This is a genomic window from Chitinophaga sp., assembly GCF_017745275.1.
In the GTDB taxonomy this organism is placed as follows: Bacteria; Bacteroidota; Bacteroidia; order Chitinophagales; family Chitinophagaceae; genus Chitinophaga.
Map to the genome: position 1 here is coordinate 457,826 of NZ_JAGHZS010000001.1, position 22,689 is coordinate 480,514.

Sequence of the window (22,689 nt, forward strand, 5' to 3'; positions counted from 1 at the left end):
ATATGAAATCTACTGTCCTGGCTTCCATGCTGTTGTTGTTTGCCTGTACGGCAACACAGGCACAGGAAGCACCGGTTAAAAAAGTAACGCTCACGCCAGCCCTGCTGCGTGGTCCCTATTTACAGGCTGCCAGCAGCGAAAGCATCGTTGTCCGCTGGCGCACCGATGTATCTGCCAGAAGCCGCGTTAAATACGGTACTGCACCGAATAAGCTGGATCAGCAAGCCGATGACATCAACCTGGTGACCGAACATAAAGTAAAGCTCACCGGCCTGCAACCAAATACCCGCTACTACTACAGCATTGGCGGATATAAAGATGTGTTACAGGGAGACGCCAACAATTATTTCCAGACACTCCCCGCTCCCGGCACCACCGGTTTGTATCGCATTGCCGCCCTCGGCGACTGCGGCGATAACTCCGTGAACCAACGCCAGGTAAAGGAACAACTGCTGAAATACCTGGGCAACAACTACCTGAATGCATGGATATTATTGGGAGATAACGCCTACCCCGATGGCACTGACGCGGAATATCAAAGCAAGTTCTTTAACGTTTACAAAGATGACCTGCTGAAAAAATATCCCCTGTTCCCTGCCCCGGGCAACCACGACTACCATGATACCGACATCTCGGCAAAACAAGCCCAGATGACACACCAAACCACTTATTACCAGAACTTCTCTATGCCGGTAGATGGAGAATCAGGTGGCGTGCCATCACATACCCCATCGTTCTATTCCTTCGATATCGGTAATATTCACTTCCTGTCGCTCGATAGCTACGGCAAAGAAGACAGCGCCTACCGGCTCTACGATACCACCGGCCCGCAGGTAACGTGGATAAAAAAAGACCTCGCCGCCAATCAAAACAAAGGCTGGGTGATTGCTTTCTGGCACCATCCACCTTACACCATGGGTTCGCACAACTCTGATGAGGAAGATGAGCTGATACATATCCGCGAAAACTTCATCCAGATACTGGAACGCAACGGCGTAGACCTGGTATTGAATGGACATAGCCACGACTACGAAAGAACCCGACTGATACAGGGACATTACGGCCCCGCCAATTCCTTTGATCCGGCGAAACATAATGTCAGCAACTCTTCCGGGCGATATGATGGTGGTAACAACGCGGCGCCTTATATCAAAGACAGTATCCGCAATAAAGGCACCGTATATGTAGTAAGTGGTTCTGCCGGCAAACTGGGTGGTAAACAAACTACGTATCCACACAAGGCCATGTACTTCGCAGACGCAGACCACGGCGGGTCCAGCCTGCTGGAAATCCAGGACAACCGCCTCGACCTGAAATGGATCTGTGCTGATGGCACCATCCGCGACCAGTTTACCATGATGAAAAATGTAAACCGTCAAACAGATATCCACATTAAAAAAGGTCAGTCGGCTACACTTACCGCTTCCTTTGCAGGTACCTGCAAATGGAACAATCGTGCTAATACCGGCAGAAGTATAACGGTAACGCCTACCTCGTCTGTCACTAAATATACGGTTACCGACGTGTATAATAATTTGAAAGATACATTCATCGTACATGTATCGAAATAAGCACACCTGGCTCATCTGGCCCTTGTTTGCCATAGCCGCTATTTTTAGCGCCTGGGGATTCAAACAAACCGATGATCAGCACGGTGTAGCCAATGCCATCATTCTTTTCAGGGAAGGTGCCGCCAACTTTGCGGCCGCCTCCCTGGAAATGGAACAGGCCATACAGGCGCTGGATGCCCACCAACCGAATAGTGTTCCCAACGCTAAAGCCGCACTCCGCAAATGCCGGCTACAATACAAACGCATCGAATACTTCCTCGACTACTTCTTCTTCAGCTCTTCCATGGCGTTTAATCAGCCTGCTAAAACAGAAATAGACGAGCCTTACATGGAATACCAGGCCCCTGCCGGCCTACAACAAATAGCGGTATTGCTGTACGATAAAGATCCGCTGTCCCGCAAAAACGAATTACTGCAACAGGCAGCCGTCATCAGCTCTTCCGCCGCCGATCTTCCAGCCCTGTTATACCAGTTTAACACCACCGACAAGGCCCTCATGGAAAGTATACGCATCGAACTGGTACGCTTATACGCAAATGGCATCACCGGCTATGATGCTCCCGAATTAAAAAGTGGTATCGCCGAAACGGCACAATCGATGCAAACGATCCAGGCCCTGCTACAGCCCTGGCTCAGTACCCCATCTCCCGAAAACATACCCGTAAAAAAACACCTCAGTGAATGCATTCAATACTTACAGCAACACCCCGATTTTGATAGCTTCAACCGGCTGGAATTCCTGACCAGCTACGCGTTGCCGCTACAAGAGCAATTGAACAAACTGATCACCGCCCTGCACCTGGATCAACATACACGCACCGCGCTGAATTACCACGCCCAAAACCTGTTCAGCAAAGATGCGCTGAACCCTGGCGCATTTCCCGATAGTAATACCCACAATGCCGCACGCATAGCACTGGGACGGCAACTGTTTTTTGAGAAAGCCCTTTCCGGTAATGATGCCCGTAGCTGTGCCACCTGTCATCAACCTGCGAAATATTTCACAGATGGTTTGAAAACCAGTTTAGCGATTGATGAAAAAAACTATGTGCGCAGAAATGCACCCAGTCTCTATTACGCCGGATTCCAGTACGCGCAGTTCTGGGATGGCCGCGCCAAAAGCATTTCCCAACAAATTGCAGATGTGATCAGTAATCCACAGGAGATGAATGGCGTACATGCCGTAATATTGAAACGACTACGCGACAGTGCACATTACGTACAGGCGTTCACGGTAGCATTCCCGGAAGCTGCTGCCGACAGCGCCATTACCCTGGCGCACCTCACCCGGGCGATTGCGGCCTATATTAATACGCTGTCTCCCATGAACAGTGCTATGGATAAATACTTCGCCGGCAACAAACAAGCCATGACCCCGGCGCAGATCAATGGCTTCAACTTATTCATGGGGAAGGCACAATGTGCAACCTGTCATTTTGCACCCCTGTTCAACGGTCTTACCCCTCCTTATTATCAGCGGACAGAATTTGAAAACTTAGGTGTTCCGGTGAATGATGATTTGCAACATCCACAGGCCGATAAAGATGCCGGTCGCTTTGAATTCTTCCCTATTGAATTCTACCAGCGGGCCTTTAAAACACCTACGGTGCGCAACAGCGCTATGACCGCACCCTATATGCACAATGGCGTATTCGCCGACCTGGAACACGTCATGGCGTTCTACAATGCCGGCGGTGGCAATGGACTGGGGCTCCATGATCCCTATCAAACATTATCCGCTACCCCCCTGGGATTAACGCCCGGAGAAATACAGGATATCATTGCCTTTATGCATGCGCTGACGGACCAGCCACACTAACTACGTAGTACTACTGATTTTCGCGAGCCCTTGTTAATACTGATACCCGGGCCATTGGAGCAGGCTACTTTTGGGGTACAATAAAATGTTACCCGAAATGAAAAAGATATTGTTTACCGGTTGCATGATCTGTGTTGCGTGTTTGGCTGGAACCGCGCAAACAGCCCTTAAATTAAAACTGGTGCAGGTGGTGTCAGACAAATTACCATTGCCGCCTGCTTCACTGGAAGGGGCATACAACCTGGCACATAGTGCCGGCGAGCAGAAAAGAACCGTGAATACCAGGCAGGATGTTTATAACCGTGCCCAGGAGCAAATCAATACAGTCATTGCAAAAATAGAGGCGGGCGCTCCCCCGCCATCACAGGCAGAAAGCGCGGATATCGCGGTAGATCTGGCAAAAAAAAGCAATTCTTTTGTAGCAGGTAGCCCGGAAATGCAACGCGCTATGCGGGATCTGCAGGATAAGCTGCAAAACGATGAAAAATTCGCCGAAGAATTTGAAGCCAAAAGCGATAAGGAGAAAGAGATTTTTCTGAAGGAGTGGAATAAGAAATATAACGTGAAAGCACCAACGGGGCCTGTGGTGACCAATGATGTAGTAGCCAAAGAAATGGAAATGTTCAAAAGCCTGAGCATGGAGATGGGTAACTTCCAGAAAAACATGGAAACCCGGTATTTCCAACCATTATCCAAACCGGATTTAAGTATACATGAAGCACTGGATAGGAAAGAAGCCGCTGAATTAAAAGCCCTGCCTATTATTCAAATGGGTGAATATACCGGGGCGGATCCCGGCAAAGAAAAGTTGATCCGCACCAAATATTTCAACGAGCACATGAAAGTGGCCAAAGACGCACTGGTAAAAAATAAAGAACTGTGGCTGCTGGCTCAAAAAGATTACCTGGCTGGCCTCGCAAGGTTTGATACGAAACTGGCGGAGATCGGCTGGGGTGATAAACTGGTGAATCCCATGCTCCGCCCTGGTGTTGGCGGCCTGCAAAAAGGTTTGCTGGAACTTGCAAATAAACTGGTGGATTGTGAACACGTGATGACCTACCAGGCAGGCACCTGGTACGCCGCCTCCCTGGACAGGCCATAGTCCGGACATTACATTAAGACCTCTTTTCTAGTTATAGTCAGATTTTCATCGTAAAATACATGAAGTTGGTATAAGGCGGGTGTCTACCCGCCTTTTTTTATGCCGGAAAAACAATTCTTTGATTTCTACAAGTTGGTCTTTTATTTTCACAATTTTTGTAACCAATTCTCCCCTTACCTTTGGTTCATTAAAATTTAAAAAAATGGCAACAACAACAATATCACAGCAATATACTTTTCGCCTGGGCAATGATCTGAATATTAACCGTATGGGTTACGGCGCCATGCGCCTGTCCGGCGAGCAGGCTTTTGGAGAAGGGGCAGATCGCGCTTCCGGTATCAAAGTATTACAACATGTAGTAGATGCCGGCGTGAATTTTATTGACACCGCCGCTGCCTATGGCCCTGAATTAAACGAACGACTCATAGCAGATGCATTGCATCCCTATAAAAAAGGACTGGTGATTGCTACCAAAGGTGGTTTCCACCGCGCCAATCCACAAGAATGGCGCACTGATGGCACACCGGCCTGGATTAAACAGGAAATAGACAACAGCCTTAGAAACCTGAAGGTAGAGCAAATAGACCTCTGGCAATTACACCGCGTAGATCCTAATGTACCGGTAGAAGAAACCATCGGCGCTGTAGCAGATGCCGTAAAAGCAGGTAAAGTAAAACATGTAGGACTGTCGGAAGTAAACGTAGAACAAATCCAACGCGCGGAAAGCGTACTGCCGATCGTATCTGTACAAAATTTGTATAACCTGGGGAACCGTCAATGGGAAGATGTGCTGGACTATACCACGCAAAAAGGTATTGCTTTCATTCCCTGGTTCCCACTGGCTGCCGGTCCGCAAACGCTGGAGGAAAAAATCAGCCACATTGCGGCTAAGTATAATGCCACCACTGCACAAATTGCACTGGCCTGGCTGCTGAAACGCGCAGATAACATCCTGCTCATCCCGGGTACCAAGAGTATTCACCACCTGGAGGAAAACCTGAAAGCCGTTAATATTGATTTATCAGCAGAAGATTTTGCACTGCTGTCAGCATAAAAAAAAGCTATCAGCTGTTAGCCTTTAGCTTTTAGCAAAATGCAGCGGAGATGAGCAGATGACCTGTTCTTCGCTGCATTTTTCATATAATTATTTCGCTAACCTTACCTGTGCAGGCAGTTGTTCATATCCTTTAGCAGGGCCTTTATATACAAACCTTCTCTCTTGTACAAAGTGTATTTTTTTCTTTCCCTGCAAAAGTGCGTCTACTCCTTTAGGTAAACCTCCTGCATCTGTGGCGATAGCCGTGCCCGTTGTCGTGACCACAATATCCCGGAAATATTTTTTATCACTGGCAGGCACGCTATAAGTACTCTTCCAGTTGGAAGCTATTCCTGTTTTGTCTTCATCTACCAATTGCTGAATATCATGCACGGCCATTACCTGTTGATAAGCGCCGTTAATACCTGCTATCAGGTAATACGTTTCATGAAACGGCCCATCACCCATACCACTGCTATGTTCCAGCATAAAAGCATATTGATCGGCTCCAATCTGCAATGGCTTCGGGGCCGGGCAGGCGGAGTAGTCGCCGTAAGCCTTGATAACCGGTGTAAACATGCGCAGGTGCCAACCCTGATCCGTGCGTACAAACTTAGCCAGTCCTAACAAACCACCTACCAAACGGGTTCCCTGGAAACCTTCTTTATGAAATACAGAATGGTTAAAGCTCATCACCTTATATTGCAGACCAGATGAATCTTTGAAATCCATTACATTCAGCAGGCGGGTAGCTATCCCTTCCGCTTTGGGAAAGTCCTGGAACCCATCGTTCTCGCCAGGTCCATTCACATCTTCGTATCTTTTCGGCATGCACGTTTTACATTTCCAGTTAATCATCTCATTTACATTCTTTCCATCTACCAACCGGTAATGCTTACCAGGAAATAACTGCAGCAAGGCTTCCTGCGGATTAAAATCACTATTCAGTATTAAGTTGCGGGTGGGTAGTAAAAAGGTATCGTTGATATTTTTTAACTGGAGATCGCCTTTGGGCGCCTGTGCAAAGCAGGTAAGCGTCAGGACTACCTGCATACATAACATAACAAACAAACGTTTCATAGGTATATTGCTTCTTGTATTTAAAATTCAGCTATTAGCTTTTAGCTTTTAGCAAAATGTAGCAGAGCCCACGTAATATGTTCTCCGCTGCATTTTGCTAAAAGCTAACAGCTAAAAGCTATTTCGCCTGACTAACCTTTGCAGGCAACTGTTCTTCATATCCTTTAGCAGGGCCCTTATACACGAATCTCCTCTCCTCCACAAACTTCACTGATTTCTTTCCTTTCAGGAAAGCTTCCACCCCCTTTGGCACATGATCCATGTCTGAAGCGCTGGCTGTTCCAGTGGTGGTAACCAGGATATCGCGGAAATACTTTTTATCACTGGCTGGTACGCTATACGTACTGGTCCAGGTACATGGCACTACCCCATCTTCTTCACCACCTGTTAGTTCTACAGCATAAGCAGCCATTACCTGTTGATAAGCACCATTGATACCAGCTATCATAAAATATGACCCGTAATAAGGACCACCGGCAGGGCCGTTGCTGGACTTGAGTATAAAGGCATATTGATCTACGCCTATCTGCAGTGACTTAGGCGTTGGGCAGTTAGAAAATGCGCCATAAGCTTTGATAGCCGGTGTGAACATGCGCAAATTCCAGCCCTGGTCTGTGAGCACAAACTTAGCTAACCCTAACAAGCCTCCGGTAAATCGGGATACCTGCGCACCGTCTGCATCAAATTCAGAATGATTAAAGCTGATTACTTTGTATTGCATACCGGAGGAGTCTTTGAAATCCATCGCATCCAGCAAGCGGGTTGCCACACCATTTTCATAAGGGAAACCACCAAGGCCATCTTCATTTACATCTTCATATTGCTTCCGTTTAGCGGTTTTACATTCCCAGTTAATCATCTCATTCACATATTTGCCATCTGTCAACCGGTAATGCTTGCCGGGAAATAACTGTTGCAGCGCAGTTTGGGGATTGAAAGGACCCTTCAGTAATAAGCTCCGGGTTGGCAACAGAAAGGTATCACTGATATTCTTTGTTTTAAGCCCGTCTTGAGGAACCTGTGCAAGGCAGGTAACCACCAGGCCCACCTGCATACATAACATAACAAACAAACGTTTCATATAGTATAATTCACTGCCGGGATTTTACGGCGCCAGCAAAGATAACGATGTATTTAAAATTCATATCTCCCAAAAACTGTACTTTAGCTGTTAAATATACCGTTACCCATGAACCGCTTCGATAGACTAACTGCTATTCTCATACACCTTCAATCTAAAAAAATTGTACTGGCCCAGGAAATAGCCGATCGGTTTGACGTGAGCCTGCGTACCATTTACCGCGATATCCGTTCCCTGGAACAAGCCGGTGTACCCATTCTCGGAGAAAAAGGTTTGGGCTACTCCATTATGGAAGGCTATCGCATTCCACCCGTGATGTTTACCGAAGAAGAAGTAGTGGCTTGCCTGATGGCAGAAAAACTATTGGAAAAACACGCCGACCTGTACAACAGCGAGCAGTTCAAAGCCGCCATGTTCAAAGTAAAAGCCGTACTTCGTCATGCACAGAAAACCGTGATGGAAAATTTGCAGGAAAATATCGAGGTAAAAGACAAAGTATCCGAACACAATCACCTGCTCAACGGCATACTTCCCCAGATCATTAAAGCAGTGGGAGAAAAATCCCTGCTGACCATACAATACGCTACTGAAACAGGTATCAATGAAAGAGAAATAGCGCCCATCGGAATTTATCATGAACATGGTACCTGGAACGCCATCGCCTGGTGTACCAAAAGCAAGAAATACCATCCCTTCCGCACCGAAAGGATACTCACCATTCGGGATACCGGCAAAACCAGTAAACAAACACACCTGAGCCTGCAGGAATACCTGGCGCAACGCCCGGTGGTGAATGATGGCTCCTTCCCGGTTACCATCTCGGTAAATAATTTCCTGGCCCGATACCTGGTAGAGCAAAAATACAATTACGGCTTCCTGAATGAAACACAAGACGCGGAAACAACAACCATGCATTTCCAGGCGCCCTGTATACAGGCGTTTTCCCGCTGGTATATCACTTTTGCAGATGAAGCCAGCATCATATCGCCGGCATCACTTAAAACCCTGGTAAAAGACCGCTTAAAAGAAATGTTGGCCAAAGTTTCATGACCCGTTTTAGCAACTGACATAGGGTTGTCATATTCCCCAGGTAATTTTGGTATATGAACAGTCAGCAAATTGCACAAATACGCCTGCAACAGCAGCAGATAAGAAGTACCCAGTTGACCAGCCCCGCCGCACTGGTGGAATGGATGGGATGTATCCAGGCCCAGGACTATGCCGGCGCCAAATGGGCCATCGGCAGCCGGATACCAGGCAGCACCGATGCTTCCATTGAAAAGGACTTCAACGATGGCCGCTTCCTTCGTACCCATATCCTGCGCCCCACCTGGCACTTTGTATCGCCACAAGACATCCGCTGGATGCTGCAACTGACTGCCCCTAAAATAAAAGCATTCAATAAAAACCTGCATGTTAAACTGGGCATCTCTGATAAAGATCTCAGCCAAAGTAAAACCATCATTGGCAAAGCACTGAGTAATAAAACCTTTCTCACCCGAAGCGCCTTGAAGCCCTTACTGACAAAAGCAAAAATCAATACCGATGATATCCGCCTCGGCTTCCTCCTGATGGATGCGGAACTGGATGGACTTATCTGCAGCGGTCCCCGGCAAGGCAAACAATTCACCTACGCCCTGCTGTCTGACCGGGCTCCCGCACAAGCGCCGCTGGACCGGGATGAAGCTATTTCCCGCCTCACCCTCCGTTATTTCTCCAGCCACGGCCCCGCTACGGTCAATGACTTCCAGTGGTGGAGCGGACTCAATATGACAGACATAAAAAAAGGATTGCTCCTGAATAAATCCGCTCTCACACATATTGTGGCTAACGGACAAGCCTATTGGTTTCCTGCTGCCCTTAAGGCCGATCAGGCGCCCCCTGTCACTGCATTTCTACTGCCATCTTATGATGAATACACGGTAGCCTACAAGGACCGCAGCGATATCCTGCCCCCCGCCCTGAACACATTAACCGGCTACGGTATTTTTAAACCGGTGATCGTGATTAACGGACAAATCCACGGTATCTGGAACCGCAAAGAAGTCGGTAAACAACTGGTAGTGGATACACAACTTATCAAAAAGCAAAAGAGCGCCGACCGGGCCATTACCGCTGCTATACAACGTTATAAGACATTCATGGGGAACGCATAAGCCAACTGCAAAAAAAGGCTGATATTTGGTGCTTGTTGACAACGCTATTCATATTATAGAAAACAATAACCAGATATTAGATGATAGAAGATATTCAACTTCAGCTAAGAACGGTCAACGTTACCCGCTACGTAACACCCTTGCGTGAAGGCGGTTCATTGCCCGCTATTGCCGAAGCAGACGATGGATTTTTATATGCCCTGAAATTCCGGGGAGCCGGACAAGGTGTAAAGGCATTGATTGCCGAATTAATCGGCGACGAAATAGCCAGGGTACTGGGTTTAAAAGTACCAGAACTGGTGTTCGCTAATCTCGACGAAGCTTTTGGTCGCACTGAACCGGATGAAGAAATACAAGACCTGCTGAAAAAGAGCGTAGGCCTCAACCTGGCCCTGCACTACCTTTCCGGTGCCACTACGTACGATCCAACGGTAAACACCGTAGCCCCGGCGCTGGCCTCGCAGATTGTGTGGCTAGACTGCCTCTTAACCAACGTAGACCGCACTGCACGCAATACCAATATGCTGATGTGGCGTAATGAACTATGGCTGATTGATGCCGGCGCCTCCCTGTACTTTCACCATTCCTGGCAAAACTGGCAGGAGCAGGCCCTGCGCCCTTTTGTGCAGGTAAAAGATCATGTGCTGTTACCGCAAGCCAGCGAACTGGAAAGTACCGATGCCACATTTCGCGCATTACTAACGCCAGCGCGTATACGTACTATTGTGGATATCATCCCGGATGAGTGGCTGGTAGCCGACCATTCCGATGAAACGCCCGCACAGCGCCGGCAGGTATATTTCGAATTTTTAACGACCCGGATCAGCCATTCAGAAATTTTTGTAAAAGAAGCACAACATGCAAGACAAACACTTATATGAATATGCCGTGATACGCGTAGTACCAAGTGTAGAACGGGAAGAATTTTTGAATGTAGGTGTAATTCTTTATTGCAGACAACAGAAATTTCTCCAGGCCGTATATACGCTGAACGAAGAACGGCTCCGCGCCTTTTCGCCTGCTATAGATATTCCTGCTATCCGTCCTTACCTGGACGCATTTGTAGAGATCAGCAAAGGCAGCAAAGCCGGAGGCCCTATCGCCAAACTGGATATGGCAGCGCGCTTCCGTTGGCTCACCGCTACCCGTAGCAGCATTATACAAACCTCCAAAGTACATCCAGGATTTTGTACCAGCGATGCAGCAGCTACACTGATACGATTGCAGGAACAATTGGTAGGTTAAGTAACGATCATAAAAAAAGCGCCTCACTGAATAGTGAGGCGCTTTTTTTATGATCGTGATATCCTTATTCTTTCGTGAAGGTGTACGTTTTGCCAGCCTGCGTGGCTACATCATATTCCACTGTTTTCTTTAATGCACCCGGGACTATGGAAGCCGCCGGATTCAGCAATGCCGCAGCCGTTTCATCAGGCTGGAAAAAGACATTGGTTTGTGGACCAGCAACTGGTGTCAGCCTGCTGTTGTTGTGCAACGCATTGGGTACCCGCAAACGCAAATTGCCTCCCAGGGTGGAACGGATGGTCACTTTACGTAGCTCCCCATTTTCCCAGGTCATCTCTGTTATTTCAAATCCGCCACGGGCACGCAATCCACTAACCCGTCCTTTTTTCCAGTCGTCCGGTAAAGCCGGCAACAGGTGAACGGCGCCGTCCTGGCTTTGTAACAACATTTCACAGATCCCCGCAGTACAACCGAAGTTACCATCTATCTGGAAAGGCGGATGTGCATCAAACAAATTAGGATAGGTACCACCGCCACTATTTTCTGCCCTATTTTTTCCTGCCGGCGTCAATTGATCTTTGATCAGTTTCCACGCATGATTACCATCCAGTAACCGCGCCCAGAGATTCACTTTCCATCCCATTGACCAGCCGGTAGATACGTCGCCACGCTGTATCAGCGAGGTACGTGCTGCTGCAAATAACTCCGGCGTGCGATACGCAGAAATCTGGTTGGCTGGATATAGTCCAAACAAATGTGACACATGACGATGTTTATCATCAGGGTTGTCCAGGTCCTGCAGCCATTCCTGCAACTGTCCGTACTGACCAATTTGCATGGGTGGCAGCCGCTTGCGGGCCGCTTTGAGTTGGGCTACCAGCTCCGTATCTGTGCCCAGTGCTTCTGCTGCGTGAATGGTGTTGGAAAACAGGTCAAATACCAATTGATTATCCATCGTAGCACCTGCAGCTATAGATACGTTTGGATATATTTTGGGATTATTCTCCGGCGACATAGAAGGCGATACTACTAACCATTTATGAGTAGGCTCTTCCACCAGGAAATCCAGGTAAAAGGCTACGGCACCTTTCAGCACCGGGTAAATAGTTTGCAGGTATTGCTTATCTCCGTTGAACATATACTTTTCCCAGAGGTGGCGACTCAACCACGCACCTCCCATCGGCCACATAGCAGAATAAATACCATCCACAGGCCCCGTAATACGCCATAAATCAGTATTATGGTGAGTAACCCATCCGCGGGCGCCATACATCACTTTGGCTGTTTCCTGTCCTGTAACAGCAATCTCTTTTACCATCTGCACCAATGGTTCATGCATTTCTGTCAGGTTAGTTTCCTCTGCCGGCCAATAGTTCATTTCAGTATTGATGTTGATGGTATACTTACTGCCCCAGGGTGGATTCATGTGCGGATTCCAGATGCCCTGCAGGTTGGCGGGCTGTCCGCCGGGCTGGGAAGCGGCAATGAGTAAATACCGGCCAAACTGAAAGTACAGGGTTACCAGTTGCGGATCGTTGCCGGTGGCAAAATCCCTCACCCGGATATCCGTGGGATGCTTGATGGAATCTGTACTTCCCAGGTCCAGCTGCACCCGGTTAAAGAAGCGCTGGTAAGCAGCAATATGATTTTTTAATAACCCGGAATATGATTTAGGCCATACCCGGTTCATATAATCGGTAGTGCGTTTTACCTCGTCGGCGCTGATATCAGCGTAGTTAACATAGTTGGTAGCGATGGAGACGTATACCGTTACCTCGTTAGCGCCGGTAACGTTGACGGTATCTCCGGCTGCGGTACTGGTGCCGCCGGTTGTTTTGAACCGTATCTGCGACTGGAATTTCACTTTACCGGGTACACCGTCTTTGTCGCCGCTGATCCCGGACAACACTATTTCGTTGTTATCTTTAACGGCCACGGTAGAACGTTGCGGACTTTTTGCCCGGGCGGTAAAGGTAAGGCGGCCAGGTTGGCTGGCGGTGAGGTGTATAATGATAGCCTGGTCAGGAATGGAAGCAAATACTTCGCGGGTGTAGGTCACACCATTGACGCTATAAGAAGTGCTGGCAACGGCTGTTTCCAGGTTCAACTCCCGGGAGTAGCCGGCATACTGCTCATGGCCCGGGAAATGTAGTTGCAGATCACCAACCGGCTGATAACACATGCCGTTGATTTTTTCCGCCTGGATATTTTTAGCGGCGAGATCGCTGGCGGCCTGCATTTTTCCTTCAAATATCAGTTTTCTGACTTCCGGTAATGCTGCCAATGCATGGGGGTTATCGTTGCGGTTGGGGCTGCCGCTCCATACGGTATTTTCGTTTAGCCGTATCAGTTCATCGCCGGGATTACCATATACCATGGCGGCCAGCCGGCCATTGCCTACGGGCAACGCTGCCTCCCATACTTTACCGGAGGGGCGGTCGTACCAAAGTTTCAGTGGCTGCTGCGATAGTGCAGGCCTGGCTACCAGGAGGGTAACCAGGTAAACGGCTATACGCCGTTTTAATTTTTTTTGCGTGGAATCGTGGAATTTTATCATTGTTATTTTAGTTAGCTTTTAGCCATTAGCTCTTAGCTTTTAGCAAATGCAGCGGGTGTCAAAGTATGATCACCTTCGCTGTATTTGCTAAAAGCTAAGAGCTAATGGCTAAAAGCTAAAAATAATCGGATTCTGCTTTATTCCAAAACCACTTAAAATATTTTTTGGTCGCTACTCTGCGCGCATACTTTTCACGGGATCAGCCAGCGCCGCTTTAATGGCCTGGTAACTGATAGTACTAATGGCGATGAGTAAGGCAATAATACCTGCTACCAGGAATACCCACCAGCCTATGCTGATGCGGTAAGCAAATACCTCCAGCCATTTGTGCATGCAATACCACGCTACTGGTGTGGCAATTAAAAAGGAAATAAGCACCAGTTTGAGAAAGTCGCGGGACAATAAATTCACGATATCTGTAACAGAGGCGCCCATTACTTTACGGATACCTATTTCGCGGGTACGCTGTATAGCGCTGTAGGAAGCCAGTCCCAGTAATCCCAGGCAGGAGATAATAATGGCCAATAATGCAAAGTTGAAGAAGAGTTTACCAAATCGTTCTTCTGTTCGATACTGCCGGTCAAAGAATTCGTCAAGGAAAAAATAAGCGAAAGGCCGGTTCGGCATGAGTGCTTTCCATTGTTGCTCAATGGCCGACAAAGTACCGGGAAAATCACCAGGCGCTACATTCACCGAAATCATATCGCAATCTCCTGGTTCAATGCGCATTGTAAGCGGGCTGATATCCTGCTGCAGGGAACGATAGTGATAGTTTTTTATAACACCGATGATGGTGCCTGTCCGGCCCCATTGCCGGAAGGTTCTGCCAATAGCTTCATCCGGTTTGGTATAGCCAAACAGCTTCACAGCAGCTTCATTAATGATCATTGCCTGCGTGGTATCTGTACCATAATCCTTCGAAAAAGCACGTCCAGCTACCATCTTAATTTTATATTGTTTCAGGTAATCAAAGTCTACATCATACAGATCCAGGTTGGCTACCTGCATTTCTCCCTGCTTATTCATGATCTCTGTATATGCACCATTGGCTTGCCCTCCGGGAACACCAGATCCCATACTCACTGAATTCACTTTCGGCATCCGGGCAATGGCGTCTCTCAGTGCGTTCCTGGCAGGGTCACCATGCGTATCTATGACCAGCATCTGGTCTTTATAGAAGCCCAGGTCTTTGGTATGCATATAATGCATCTGCAGATACACGATGATAGTACCAATGATCAGGGCAATGGAAATCGCGAACTGTGTTACCACCAAACCTTTGCGAAGAAATATACCCTTAGTGCCGGTGGCAAAACGTCCTTTTAATACAGATACGGGTTTAAAAGAAGAAAGGACCAGTGCCGGGTAAATACCTGCCAGCAAACCAATCACAACAGAAGCCACAAACAATATCGCGATATATTCTCCATGAGCAAAAACACCGGCACTGATGGTTTTTCCTGCCAGCTGGTTAAACGCCGGCAGTAACCCTGCAAATAATACGACCGTTAATGCAAAAGAGATACAACATAACAGCACACATTCCCCGATGAATTGTCGTATCAGCTCCGCTTTAGTAGCTCCTACTACTTTGCGGATCCCTATTTCTTTGGCACGTTCTACAGAGCGGGCGGTGGTAAGGTTAATGAAATTAATACAGGCAATAAAAAGGATAAAAATGGCGATTACGGAAAAAATATACACATTGGTGATACTTCCTTTTTGATAAGCAGAATAAGGTCCCGAGTACAGATAAATTTTCTCTAAGGGTTGCAGCTTTATGGTATAGAACATTTTAGTCTCCTTTCTTTCTTCCCCATTATGCCGTTCTATAAAATCAGGGAATTTTGCTTCCAGCGAGGCAGCATTGGTATTGGGCTTTAATAACAGAAATGTAGTTGCACCAAAATTCCCCCATTGGTTATCAATCCCCTTGTTCAACTTCACCAGCGTACTCATAGATACCAGCATGTCAGCCTTCAGCTGCGAATTCTCCGGCATGTCTTCCATTACGCCGGTAACTGTAGCGGGCATCTGCTCTCCGGTCAATAGTACTGATTGACCAATAGGATCCGCGTCGCCAAAATATTTCTTTACAGCGGTTTGGCTTAATACGATACTGTTGATATCCTTCAACGCCGTGGCTGGATCTCCTTTCAGCAGTTTAAAATCAAACATCCCGAAAATGCTGGAATCCGCGAATAACGAATGTTCTTCCTGGAAACTGACATTGCCTTTTTTCACCAGTAAGTTCCCTTTACTCACCCGCATAAAGGCTTCTACTTCGGGAAAGTCGCGTTGCATATTAGGACCAAACGGCCAGGGAGTAATTCCCCCGTTAATCAGTTCACTCGGGGTTTGTATATCACACGTAACCCGGTAAATGCGGTCGCCTTTTGAATGGAATTTATCATAACTCCATTCAAAATGCACATACAAAAAAATAAAAAAACAAGCGGTCAATCCTACGGTAAGACCCAATACATTGATCAGGGAAAACACTTTATTTCTCCAGAGATAACGCCAGGCAATTTTGAGATAATTTTTAAACATTGCTGATGGTTGAAAAGATGAATCACTTACACATGCCGGCTCAGGATGGCGAAGAAAATGCCACGTCAAAAGCAACTCAAAATCAAACCCTATCAAATATACAAATTAAAACATGTGTCCACTTCAGGACGGGCATTGTCCGGAAATGAACAAGCCCTTTTAAGGTCATTAAATATTATTTCGGAGGTGATAATATTTCGATCATCACGCAAATAAAATGCGTGGTGCGCAGGTATGTTTGTGATAGCAAAAGACGGTTTGTTAACCCCTAAATTTTAATAAATAGCATGACCCTTATAATGAATAGTTTGACCCCTTAAAACCCATTATTGTTAACCCTTAAAATCCATTGTTATTGATCCTTAAAAGTCCATAATTGTTGATTGAAGTCCATTGTTGTTGTTAACTAAAATCCATTGTTGTTAACCCTACCCCTCCCTTCCACCTATACCTATGTACTGTCCGGCGTTGTTCCCGTGGAAAGACGATTGATAAATAATCGGCTTCCACGGAATGATGTCCGGGAGCGGGCTTCCTGCGATGCTGTATTTCTATAGAATAATTTTCATTCTTCTACCCTTCTACCCCAGATATCCACCATTCTTTCTCCTACAACTTATTTCCTTTTATAAAATGAAATGGCTACTTTTTCGCTGGCATATTTTTTTGTCTCTGAATCCGTGAAATAACCGCTGCCATCCACCGCAAAGCACAAACCTTCTCCCTGGCGCTCATTGCGGGCATAAGGTGCATCCTGTGGCTTCCGCAATAAGGCAGCAGCAATAGTTTCGCCGGCTTGCCTTTTCCAATACCAGATCTGCCCGGTATTGCGTACCAATATCTCTGTTCCATCCGGCGAAATATCGCCTGCCGTGAGCAGGTCGAAAGGCAGCTTATCCAAAGCCACCAGCGTGGTTTTGCTGGTAATGGATTGCGGATAACGCGCCACGTACAGCGTACTGCGACCTTGTTCTTTAGTAGCGATGTACAGGTCTTTGGTCAACGGATCCAGCAACAGTGACTCAGCGTTTACCGGGCCGCCCGGATAGCTTAATTCAATTTTATCAACGGTAGTGACGTTAATTACGGTTGTAGCGTTGGCAGCCGATAAATCGGGCTCCGGGAAACGATAAATAAAGATGCCGGGCCAAACGGAATTGTTATCGCCAATTTCTGCTACGTAGATATACGACTTATCTTTCTCCGGCCCCGGACCGGTGGCAATATCTTCCCAATCGCGGTTCGTGATACCGGTCAACACCAGCTTGCCGGCGTTTCTGCCATCAGCAGCGGTCACATATACTTCGTTGGAATTGCCACTGTCTTCATGCACATATAACAATCCGGGGTTACGGTGACTGGGTGCTATGCCTGATAATTCCTGGTAGTCCTGCCTGGCGGTAACGCTCACCTGTGGCGTTTCATTAAACAACACACAGCGGTCCAGCAGGGAAAGATCATAGGTGGCTGTTTTTGTCGTGTCTACTATCACGCCGGAAGAATCTTTAACGGGTGCTGCCTCATCTCCCTTACTCCCTTTACTACAAGCCACCGTAGCACCTATGCAGGCAGCTATAAAAAGAAAACTATAAACATATTTCATCTCTGGAAAATTAAAATGAAAAAGGACGTACAAAGACGTCCTTTTTCGTAGGCTTAGGTATAGCGATTAATAAGTGTGCTGATTCCCTGAGTTATCGGTAGGGAATGCACCGAGATCTCTGTTAGGCGGAGTAACAGTAGCCCCATAGATACCGCCGGCAGGCACCACTTTCATTGGGAAACCATATTGTGCCAGTAAAGGAGCACCAGGTTTAGCAGGAATCGCATTTTTACCGGTACCACCCGGATAAACACCTGCACCAATGGCAGGAGATCCTGCTTTCAGGTGGAAGTCGGCGCCTCCGGGGATTTGGTAAACGCGATAGTTGAGGCCAAGGCTCATCGCAGCCATATCATAGTTAACAAACATTGGATCATATTTCAGGGAGTCGTTTGCAGGGTTGGTACCGTTGTTGGTACCGTCTGCTGCAATGGGACCATTGATGTAACCATTAATATCAAAAGACTGCTTCAGCGTGAACTGGTTAGGTTCAATGAACACCATGTATTGTTCTGCACCGCCCATTGGATTACCTCTTCCGATAGCGGTAAGGTTGTTATTGTACAGGGTATTCAGGGTATCGCTTGGTTTACCTTTCTCAGAGTGGAAAGATATTCTCAGACCCGCTTTACAGTTCACAATGATGTTATTGAAGATGTAACCACCAGCGTTGGTTTCGGTATTGATAGAACCATTACGGGTCGCTTTGGTTTGTCTGAATCCGCAGTTAACAACGGTGTTGTTGTAGATGTTTACCATGCAGGTTTTACCGGTAGCACCGGAAGTTTTCAGACCGTTGGTAGCGATACCGTAGGTAAGGTTATAAGCCATATCACCGTATACACCATCTTTGATGTTCAGTGATTCGCCACCGGTACCACCCATTTTAGTGAAGGTGTTGCGCATGATGCTCATGTATACGTTATTGGGACGGATACCATCATCTTTACTACCATAGAACCAGGAGTCTTCTACGATCAGCTTACCTAAATCAGTGCTTTTGCTGTTCATAGAAATAGTGAAACGGGCATCACCTGGCTTTGCACCATAATTAGGCGCATCTGCTCCCCAGGCGCCACCGGTATATTCTACGTGCGTCCAGCGGAGCAATAAAAGTTTAGCGTTACCACCGCATTGGAAACCGCCCCAGTAGCCTTTGAAAGCTGGGTCGTTAGCAGCATCATCTTTGAAGCTGTCATTCGATTTCTTCACTTCCTCTGTTTCTGCAACCGTAAACCAGTTCTGTGCATTTTTAGCGCCATCACTTACCAGCGTACCGTTTACCAGGAATGCGGGAGAAGTAAGAGGGCTTTTACCATCACCATGAATCAATACTTTTACACCTGGTTGCAGGTACAGGGTATCGCCTTCGTTGATGGTAACATCCGACATGATATGATAGGTTTTACCAGCCAGCATGGTGCCTTTCAAAGGGATCGAATTGTTATTGGCATCCTTCTTCGGGAGAATGGTGTCGCTGATAGTTTGACCAACTACCACCAGTGGTTTGGAGATGTCTACATGTTCGTCACCTTTTTTACAGGAGATGACAGACATTGCTACCAGGGCAACCAGGCCGCTTTGAGAGAGGATCTTTTTCATAAGTTTCTACTTGGAAATTTGAAAAATTTATTATGGAAAAATGTTAAAGCACAAATCTTGCACCCAGCTGAAAATCCCGACCGAATGTATCTTTCTGGATCAGTGTTTTATTATCTCCGGCCTTCGGCATAGGCACAGTGTTAGATGGCACGCCATTGATATATAACTCGTAAGGCGTATTCAACAGGTTCTGAATTTTGGTGAAGACAGAAAAATGTCGGCCGATTTTCTTCTCTGCAGAAAAATCAAACGTGTTCATGTCTTTCTGCCAGTAATCATATCCATAATAGGGAGATAACGCAGCAATACGCTTACCGGTGAGTTGCCAGTTCAACTGCATATCCAATCCAATCTTTGGATTCTTATACAGCAGGGCAGCATTGGCTATATGCGCCGACTGCCCCTGTAACGGACGCTTCTCCAGCTGGTTAGCTTCCGTACGGTTAAATGTGCGCTGCTTCATTGCTTCTATGGTAGAATTGGTATAGGTATAATTAGCACGGATACCAAAGTTGCGGATGTATTTTTCATACACTACTTCAAAACCAAAGTTTGTAGCGTCGCCATAGTTATTGGGTTGCAATATCTGCTGATTCTGTCCCATGCCCCGTACAAATCCCCACTCAATCGGGTTAGCCAGCTTCTTATAAAAAGCTCCAATCAATATCTGTTCTTCAGGACGCGGAAAATATTCATACCGAAAATCAATGTTGTCCGCTGTAGTATGCTTCAACTTTGGATTGCCCTGTTCCATATACTCATCTCCATTGTAAGGATAAGGTATCAGTTCAAAATAACCCGGGCGACTGATAGAGCTGAAATAAGACAAACGCAGGTTGGTTTTATTACTCAGCATATATTTCAAATGCACGCTGGGCATGATATCGCTGTAAGTAATCGCACCATTTTTACCTTCCATGCTTTCCGGCGCATCTGTAAAATATTTTTGATCAGTATTCTCCATACGCGCACCTACAATAGCTTCCAGCTTCTTCACTGTAAATTTCAGCATAGCATAACCAGCCGCAATGCTTTCATCAGCCCGGTAGTTATTACCATCTGCCGGCGATCCTGCCGGGTTGGTGACGGTCCAGTTAAAATGATAGATGTCTGTCCACAGTTGAAACGGCTGTCCGGCATCCGTAACCCTATCCAGTTTATACACCTGGTGAAAGTTATCACGGTGCTTATCCCTGTACATACCGCCAACAGTGATTTTGAAAGGAATCTCTGCTACATTCCCGGTATAACTGGCATTCAGGTAGCCGGCATAGTCGCGGTCATTATTCTTCCACCATTCCCGGTTGTAAGCGGTAACTACATTTGGATGCTGATAAGGATCCTTGTTGGTCCCATCTGCATAAAAACCGCCATCATACTCATATTCTGCCAGATCCGGGATACTGTTACTCGCTTTTGAATACACAGCAGACCAGTCCAGTTTCAATTGTCCCGGCAGTACATCGTGCTCTCCACGTAACGTTGTGCTGTTTATTCTTTGGCGCTGGTATCTCGCGCGGTTTTGATACCATACCTGCCCTAAACCCGGCGCCAGTCGCGGAGGTGGTTGTAAGGTATCCATGCCTATCCTTGCCTGCGCTTCATCTAATATGGCAGTAAAAGAGTACACACTGATTTTATTGTAATCATTAAAACGGTAATCTACTTTTGCATTTAAACCCGTTCTTTTAACCTCGGTAGAATAGTCACGTACGTAAGCATGTTTCATGTAGATGGTGCCATAAGCATCCGTCAAATCTATGTACTCATCCACGGGATTATAGATACTATGATATCCCTTATAGGAATGCTGGTAAGAACCTCCTAACATCACGCCCAGTTTATTTTTAAAAAACCGGTTACCGATAGATAAATTTGCAAAGAGATTCGGCGTAAAATTTTTCTTTGTGAAGTTCAGGTTATCACGGGTAAAATCGCCCGGTTGCGCCAGGTAAGCCGGTCCGTTGGCTTCGTAGGGCGACTTGCGGTTAATAGCACCAGTAGGGAAATAATCGAATTTCCGGTCCATCAATGTCTGATTATATCCTCCGGAAACACTACCGTTCACGTATAAACGCTCCGGTGCATTTTTCATTACCATATTCACCGTACCACCAATGGCATCACCTTCCATATCAGGTGTAAGTGTTTTATTTACTTCCACTTTTTCTACCAGGTCGGCAGGGAATAGATCCAGGGGCACATACCTGTTTTTATTATCCGGGCTGGGAATTTTCACCCCATTAATCAACGTATAGTTATAACGTTTATCCATGCCACGGATAATTGCATAACGTCCATCTCCGCTGCCGCTCTTCTCTAAAGACACGCCAGACACACGTTGTAATACGTTCGCAATGGTAATATCCGGTGACAACTGTATATTTTTTGCAGAGACGATATTCATTACATTACCTGCCAGCTGCTCCGATTTTTTGGCCGCAGCTGCAGATTCACCATCACGTTTTCCATTGATACTAACGGTATTCAGGTCTTTCGCTTTATTACGCATAGCCAGCAACAGGTAGGTATTATTGTCGATACGCACTACGGTATCAAGCGTATAATACCCCATGAAAGTCACCTGTAAATGATAGGTACCTGTGGTAAGTTTGTCCACACTGAAAGTACCATCCAGTCGCGCACTCCCGCCACGCTTCGATTCATGCAAACGCACCGTTGCACCTGGTAATTGTTCCTTGGTTTGAGCATCGATAATTTTTCCTTTGAAGACCACATCCGGCTGCTGACTGAAAACGGTTGACTGGCAGCAAAAAAATAAAAAGAAGATGAGTATCGTTCTTATCATCCTGTAGAATTTGTGCAAAGGAAATTTTATTTTTTTTCAGATAACAGGGCGATAATGCATCTTAATAGAATGGTAATTATAAGGTAATGATTAGTTAACAGGTGGTATTCTGATATAACAGGTAAATACGCGCAAATATTACCTGGCAGCGGAGCCTGCAAGATCGTTCATCGGCCCGCAAATGCAGGCAAACAGCTGAAAAACAATCCGGTAACATACAATATGTAATCATTCTGGAGGAATTCTGTATTCCTGAAAGTGGCTTATACGGTGAAATATCTTCCCATTATCTACCACTATGTCAGCGCATACTTTTAGTTGTTATAACACCCGGTTATGTTTGCAATCGAAATACTACCAGTACTACCGGTCCAACCGGTATATGTACGCGTTCCTTATTTTGCGCATTTCTCCGCTTGATAGCAATAGAATTTAGACGGACATTTGTATCGAAGCACAGGCCCTAATTGTAAAC

15 protein-coding genes are annotated in these 22,689 nt (G+C 46.6%); 8 read left to right on the forward strand and 7 right to left on the reverse strand.

All coding sequences use genetic code 11. From position 1 onward, the window contains the following. The first annotated feature begins 2 nt into the window (after positions 1–2). The 4 genes from J7623_RS01770 (at position 3) to J7623_RS01785 (ending at position 5,546) form a co-directional block, all read left to right on the forward strand. Positions 3–1,571, forward strand: a complete 1,569-nt coding sequence (locus J7623_RS01770; protein ID WP_291916523.1) for a metallophosphoesterase family protein — start codon at positions 3–5, stop codon at positions 1,569–1,571. Further along, positions 1,558–3,390: a cytochrome c peroxidase gene (locus tag J7623_RS01775; protein WP_291916525.1), complete on the forward strand. Its 1,833-nt coding sequence runs from the start codon at positions 1,558–1,560 to the stop codon at positions 3,388–3,390. Before J7623_RS01770 ends, J7623_RS01775 begins: the two co-directional genes overlap by 14 nt. A 97-nt stretch (positions 3,391–3,487) precedes the next feature. Next, complete coding sequence (locus tag J7623_RS01780) at positions 3,488–4,492, forward strand: hypothetical protein (RefSeq protein ID WP_291916527.1); 1,005 nt, start codon at positions 3,488–3,490, stop codon at positions 4,490–4,492. Between the two features lie 202 nt (positions 4,493–4,694). Further along, positions 4,695–5,546 carry an aldo/keto reductase gene (locus J7623_RS01785; RefSeq protein WP_291916529.1) on the forward strand — a complete coding sequence of 284 codons (852 nt, stop codon included), beginning with the start codon at positions 4,695–4,697 and terminating at the stop codon, positions 5,544–5,546. Between the two features lie 90 nt (positions 5,547–5,636). On the opposite strand, the gene J7623_RS01790 is transcribed toward J7623_RS01785, so the two are convergent. Together J7623_RS01790 and J7623_RS01795 are read right to left on the reverse strand one after the other, a co-directional pair. After that, positions 5,637–6,608, reverse strand: coding sequence for a hypothetical protein (locus tag J7623_RS01790; protein ID WP_291916531.1), 972 nt, complete (start codon positions 6,606–6,608; stop codon positions 5,637–5,639). A 118-nt stretch (positions 6,609–6,726) separates the two neighbouring features. Then, positions 6,727–7,689: a hypothetical protein gene (locus tag J7623_RS01795; RefSeq protein ID WP_291916533.1), complete on the reverse strand. Its 963-nt coding sequence runs from the start codon at positions 7,687–7,689 to the stop codon at positions 6,727–6,729. Between the two features lie 108 nt (positions 7,690–7,797). On the opposite strand from J7623_RS01795, the gene J7623_RS01800 reads away from it, so the two are divergent. From J7623_RS01800 to J7623_RS01815, 4 genes are all read left to right on the forward strand, one after another. Beyond that, entirely contained in the window at positions 7,798–8,739 is a 942-nt protein-coding gene (locus J7623_RS01800) for a YafY family protein (RefSeq protein ID WP_291916535.1), read from the forward strand. A gap of 53 nt (positions 8,740–8,792) precedes the next feature. Beyond that, entirely contained in the window at positions 8,793–9,845 is a 1,053-nt protein-coding gene (locus tag J7623_RS01805; RefSeq protein ID WP_291916537.1) for a winged helix DNA-binding domain-containing protein, read from the forward strand. Positions 9,846–9,925: 80 nt separating this feature from the next. Beyond that, positions 9,926–10,726, forward strand: a complete 801-nt coding sequence (locus J7623_RS01810; protein WP_291916538.1) for a HipA family kinase — start codon at positions 9,926–9,928, stop codon at positions 10,724–10,726. Then, positions 10,704–11,090, forward strand: coding sequence for a DUF3037 domain-containing protein (locus J7623_RS01815; RefSeq protein ID WP_291916539.1), 387 nt, complete (start codon positions 10,704–10,706; stop codon positions 11,088–11,090). Before J7623_RS01810 ends, J7623_RS01815 begins: the two co-directional genes overlap by 23 nt. A 64-nt stretch (positions 11,091–11,154) precedes the next feature. Here the strand turns inward: J7623_RS01815 and J7623_RS01820 are convergent, their stop codons facing one another. The 5 genes from J7623_RS01820 to J7623_RS01840 all read right to left on the reverse strand — a co-directional run bounded on the left by J7623_RS01820 (position 11,155) and on the right by J7623_RS01840 (position 22,214). Next, positions 11,155–13,647, reverse strand: a complete 2,493-nt coding sequence (locus J7623_RS01820) for a glycoside hydrolase family 95 protein (RefSeq protein WP_291916541.1) — start codon at positions 13,645–13,647, stop codon at positions 11,155–11,157. A 171-nt stretch (positions 13,648–13,818) separates the two neighbouring features. Continuing rightward, positions 13,819–16,200, reverse strand: coding sequence for an ABC transporter permease (locus tag J7623_RS01825; RefSeq protein ID WP_291916543.1), 2,382 nt, complete (start codon positions 16,198–16,200; stop codon positions 13,819–13,821). A gap of 616 nt (positions 16,201–16,816) precedes the next feature. After that, positions 16,817–17,803 carry a hypothetical protein gene (locus J7623_RS01830; RefSeq protein WP_291916544.1) on the reverse strand — a complete coding sequence of 329 codons (987 nt, stop codon included), beginning with the start codon at positions 17,801–17,803 and terminating at the stop codon, positions 16,817–16,819. Between the two features lie 66 nt (positions 17,804–17,869). Beyond that, positions 17,870–19,405: a hypothetical protein gene (locus tag J7623_RS01835; RefSeq protein ID WP_291916546.1), complete on the reverse strand. Its 1,536-nt coding sequence runs from the start codon at positions 19,403–19,405 to the stop codon at positions 17,870–17,872. A gap of 43 nt (positions 19,406–19,448) precedes the next feature. Continuing rightward, positions 19,449–22,214, reverse strand: a complete 2,766-nt coding sequence (locus J7623_RS01840; protein ID WP_291916549.1) for a TonB-dependent receptor — start codon at positions 22,212–22,214, stop codon at positions 19,449–19,451. Between the last annotated feature and the right edge of the window lie 475 nt (positions 22,215–22,689).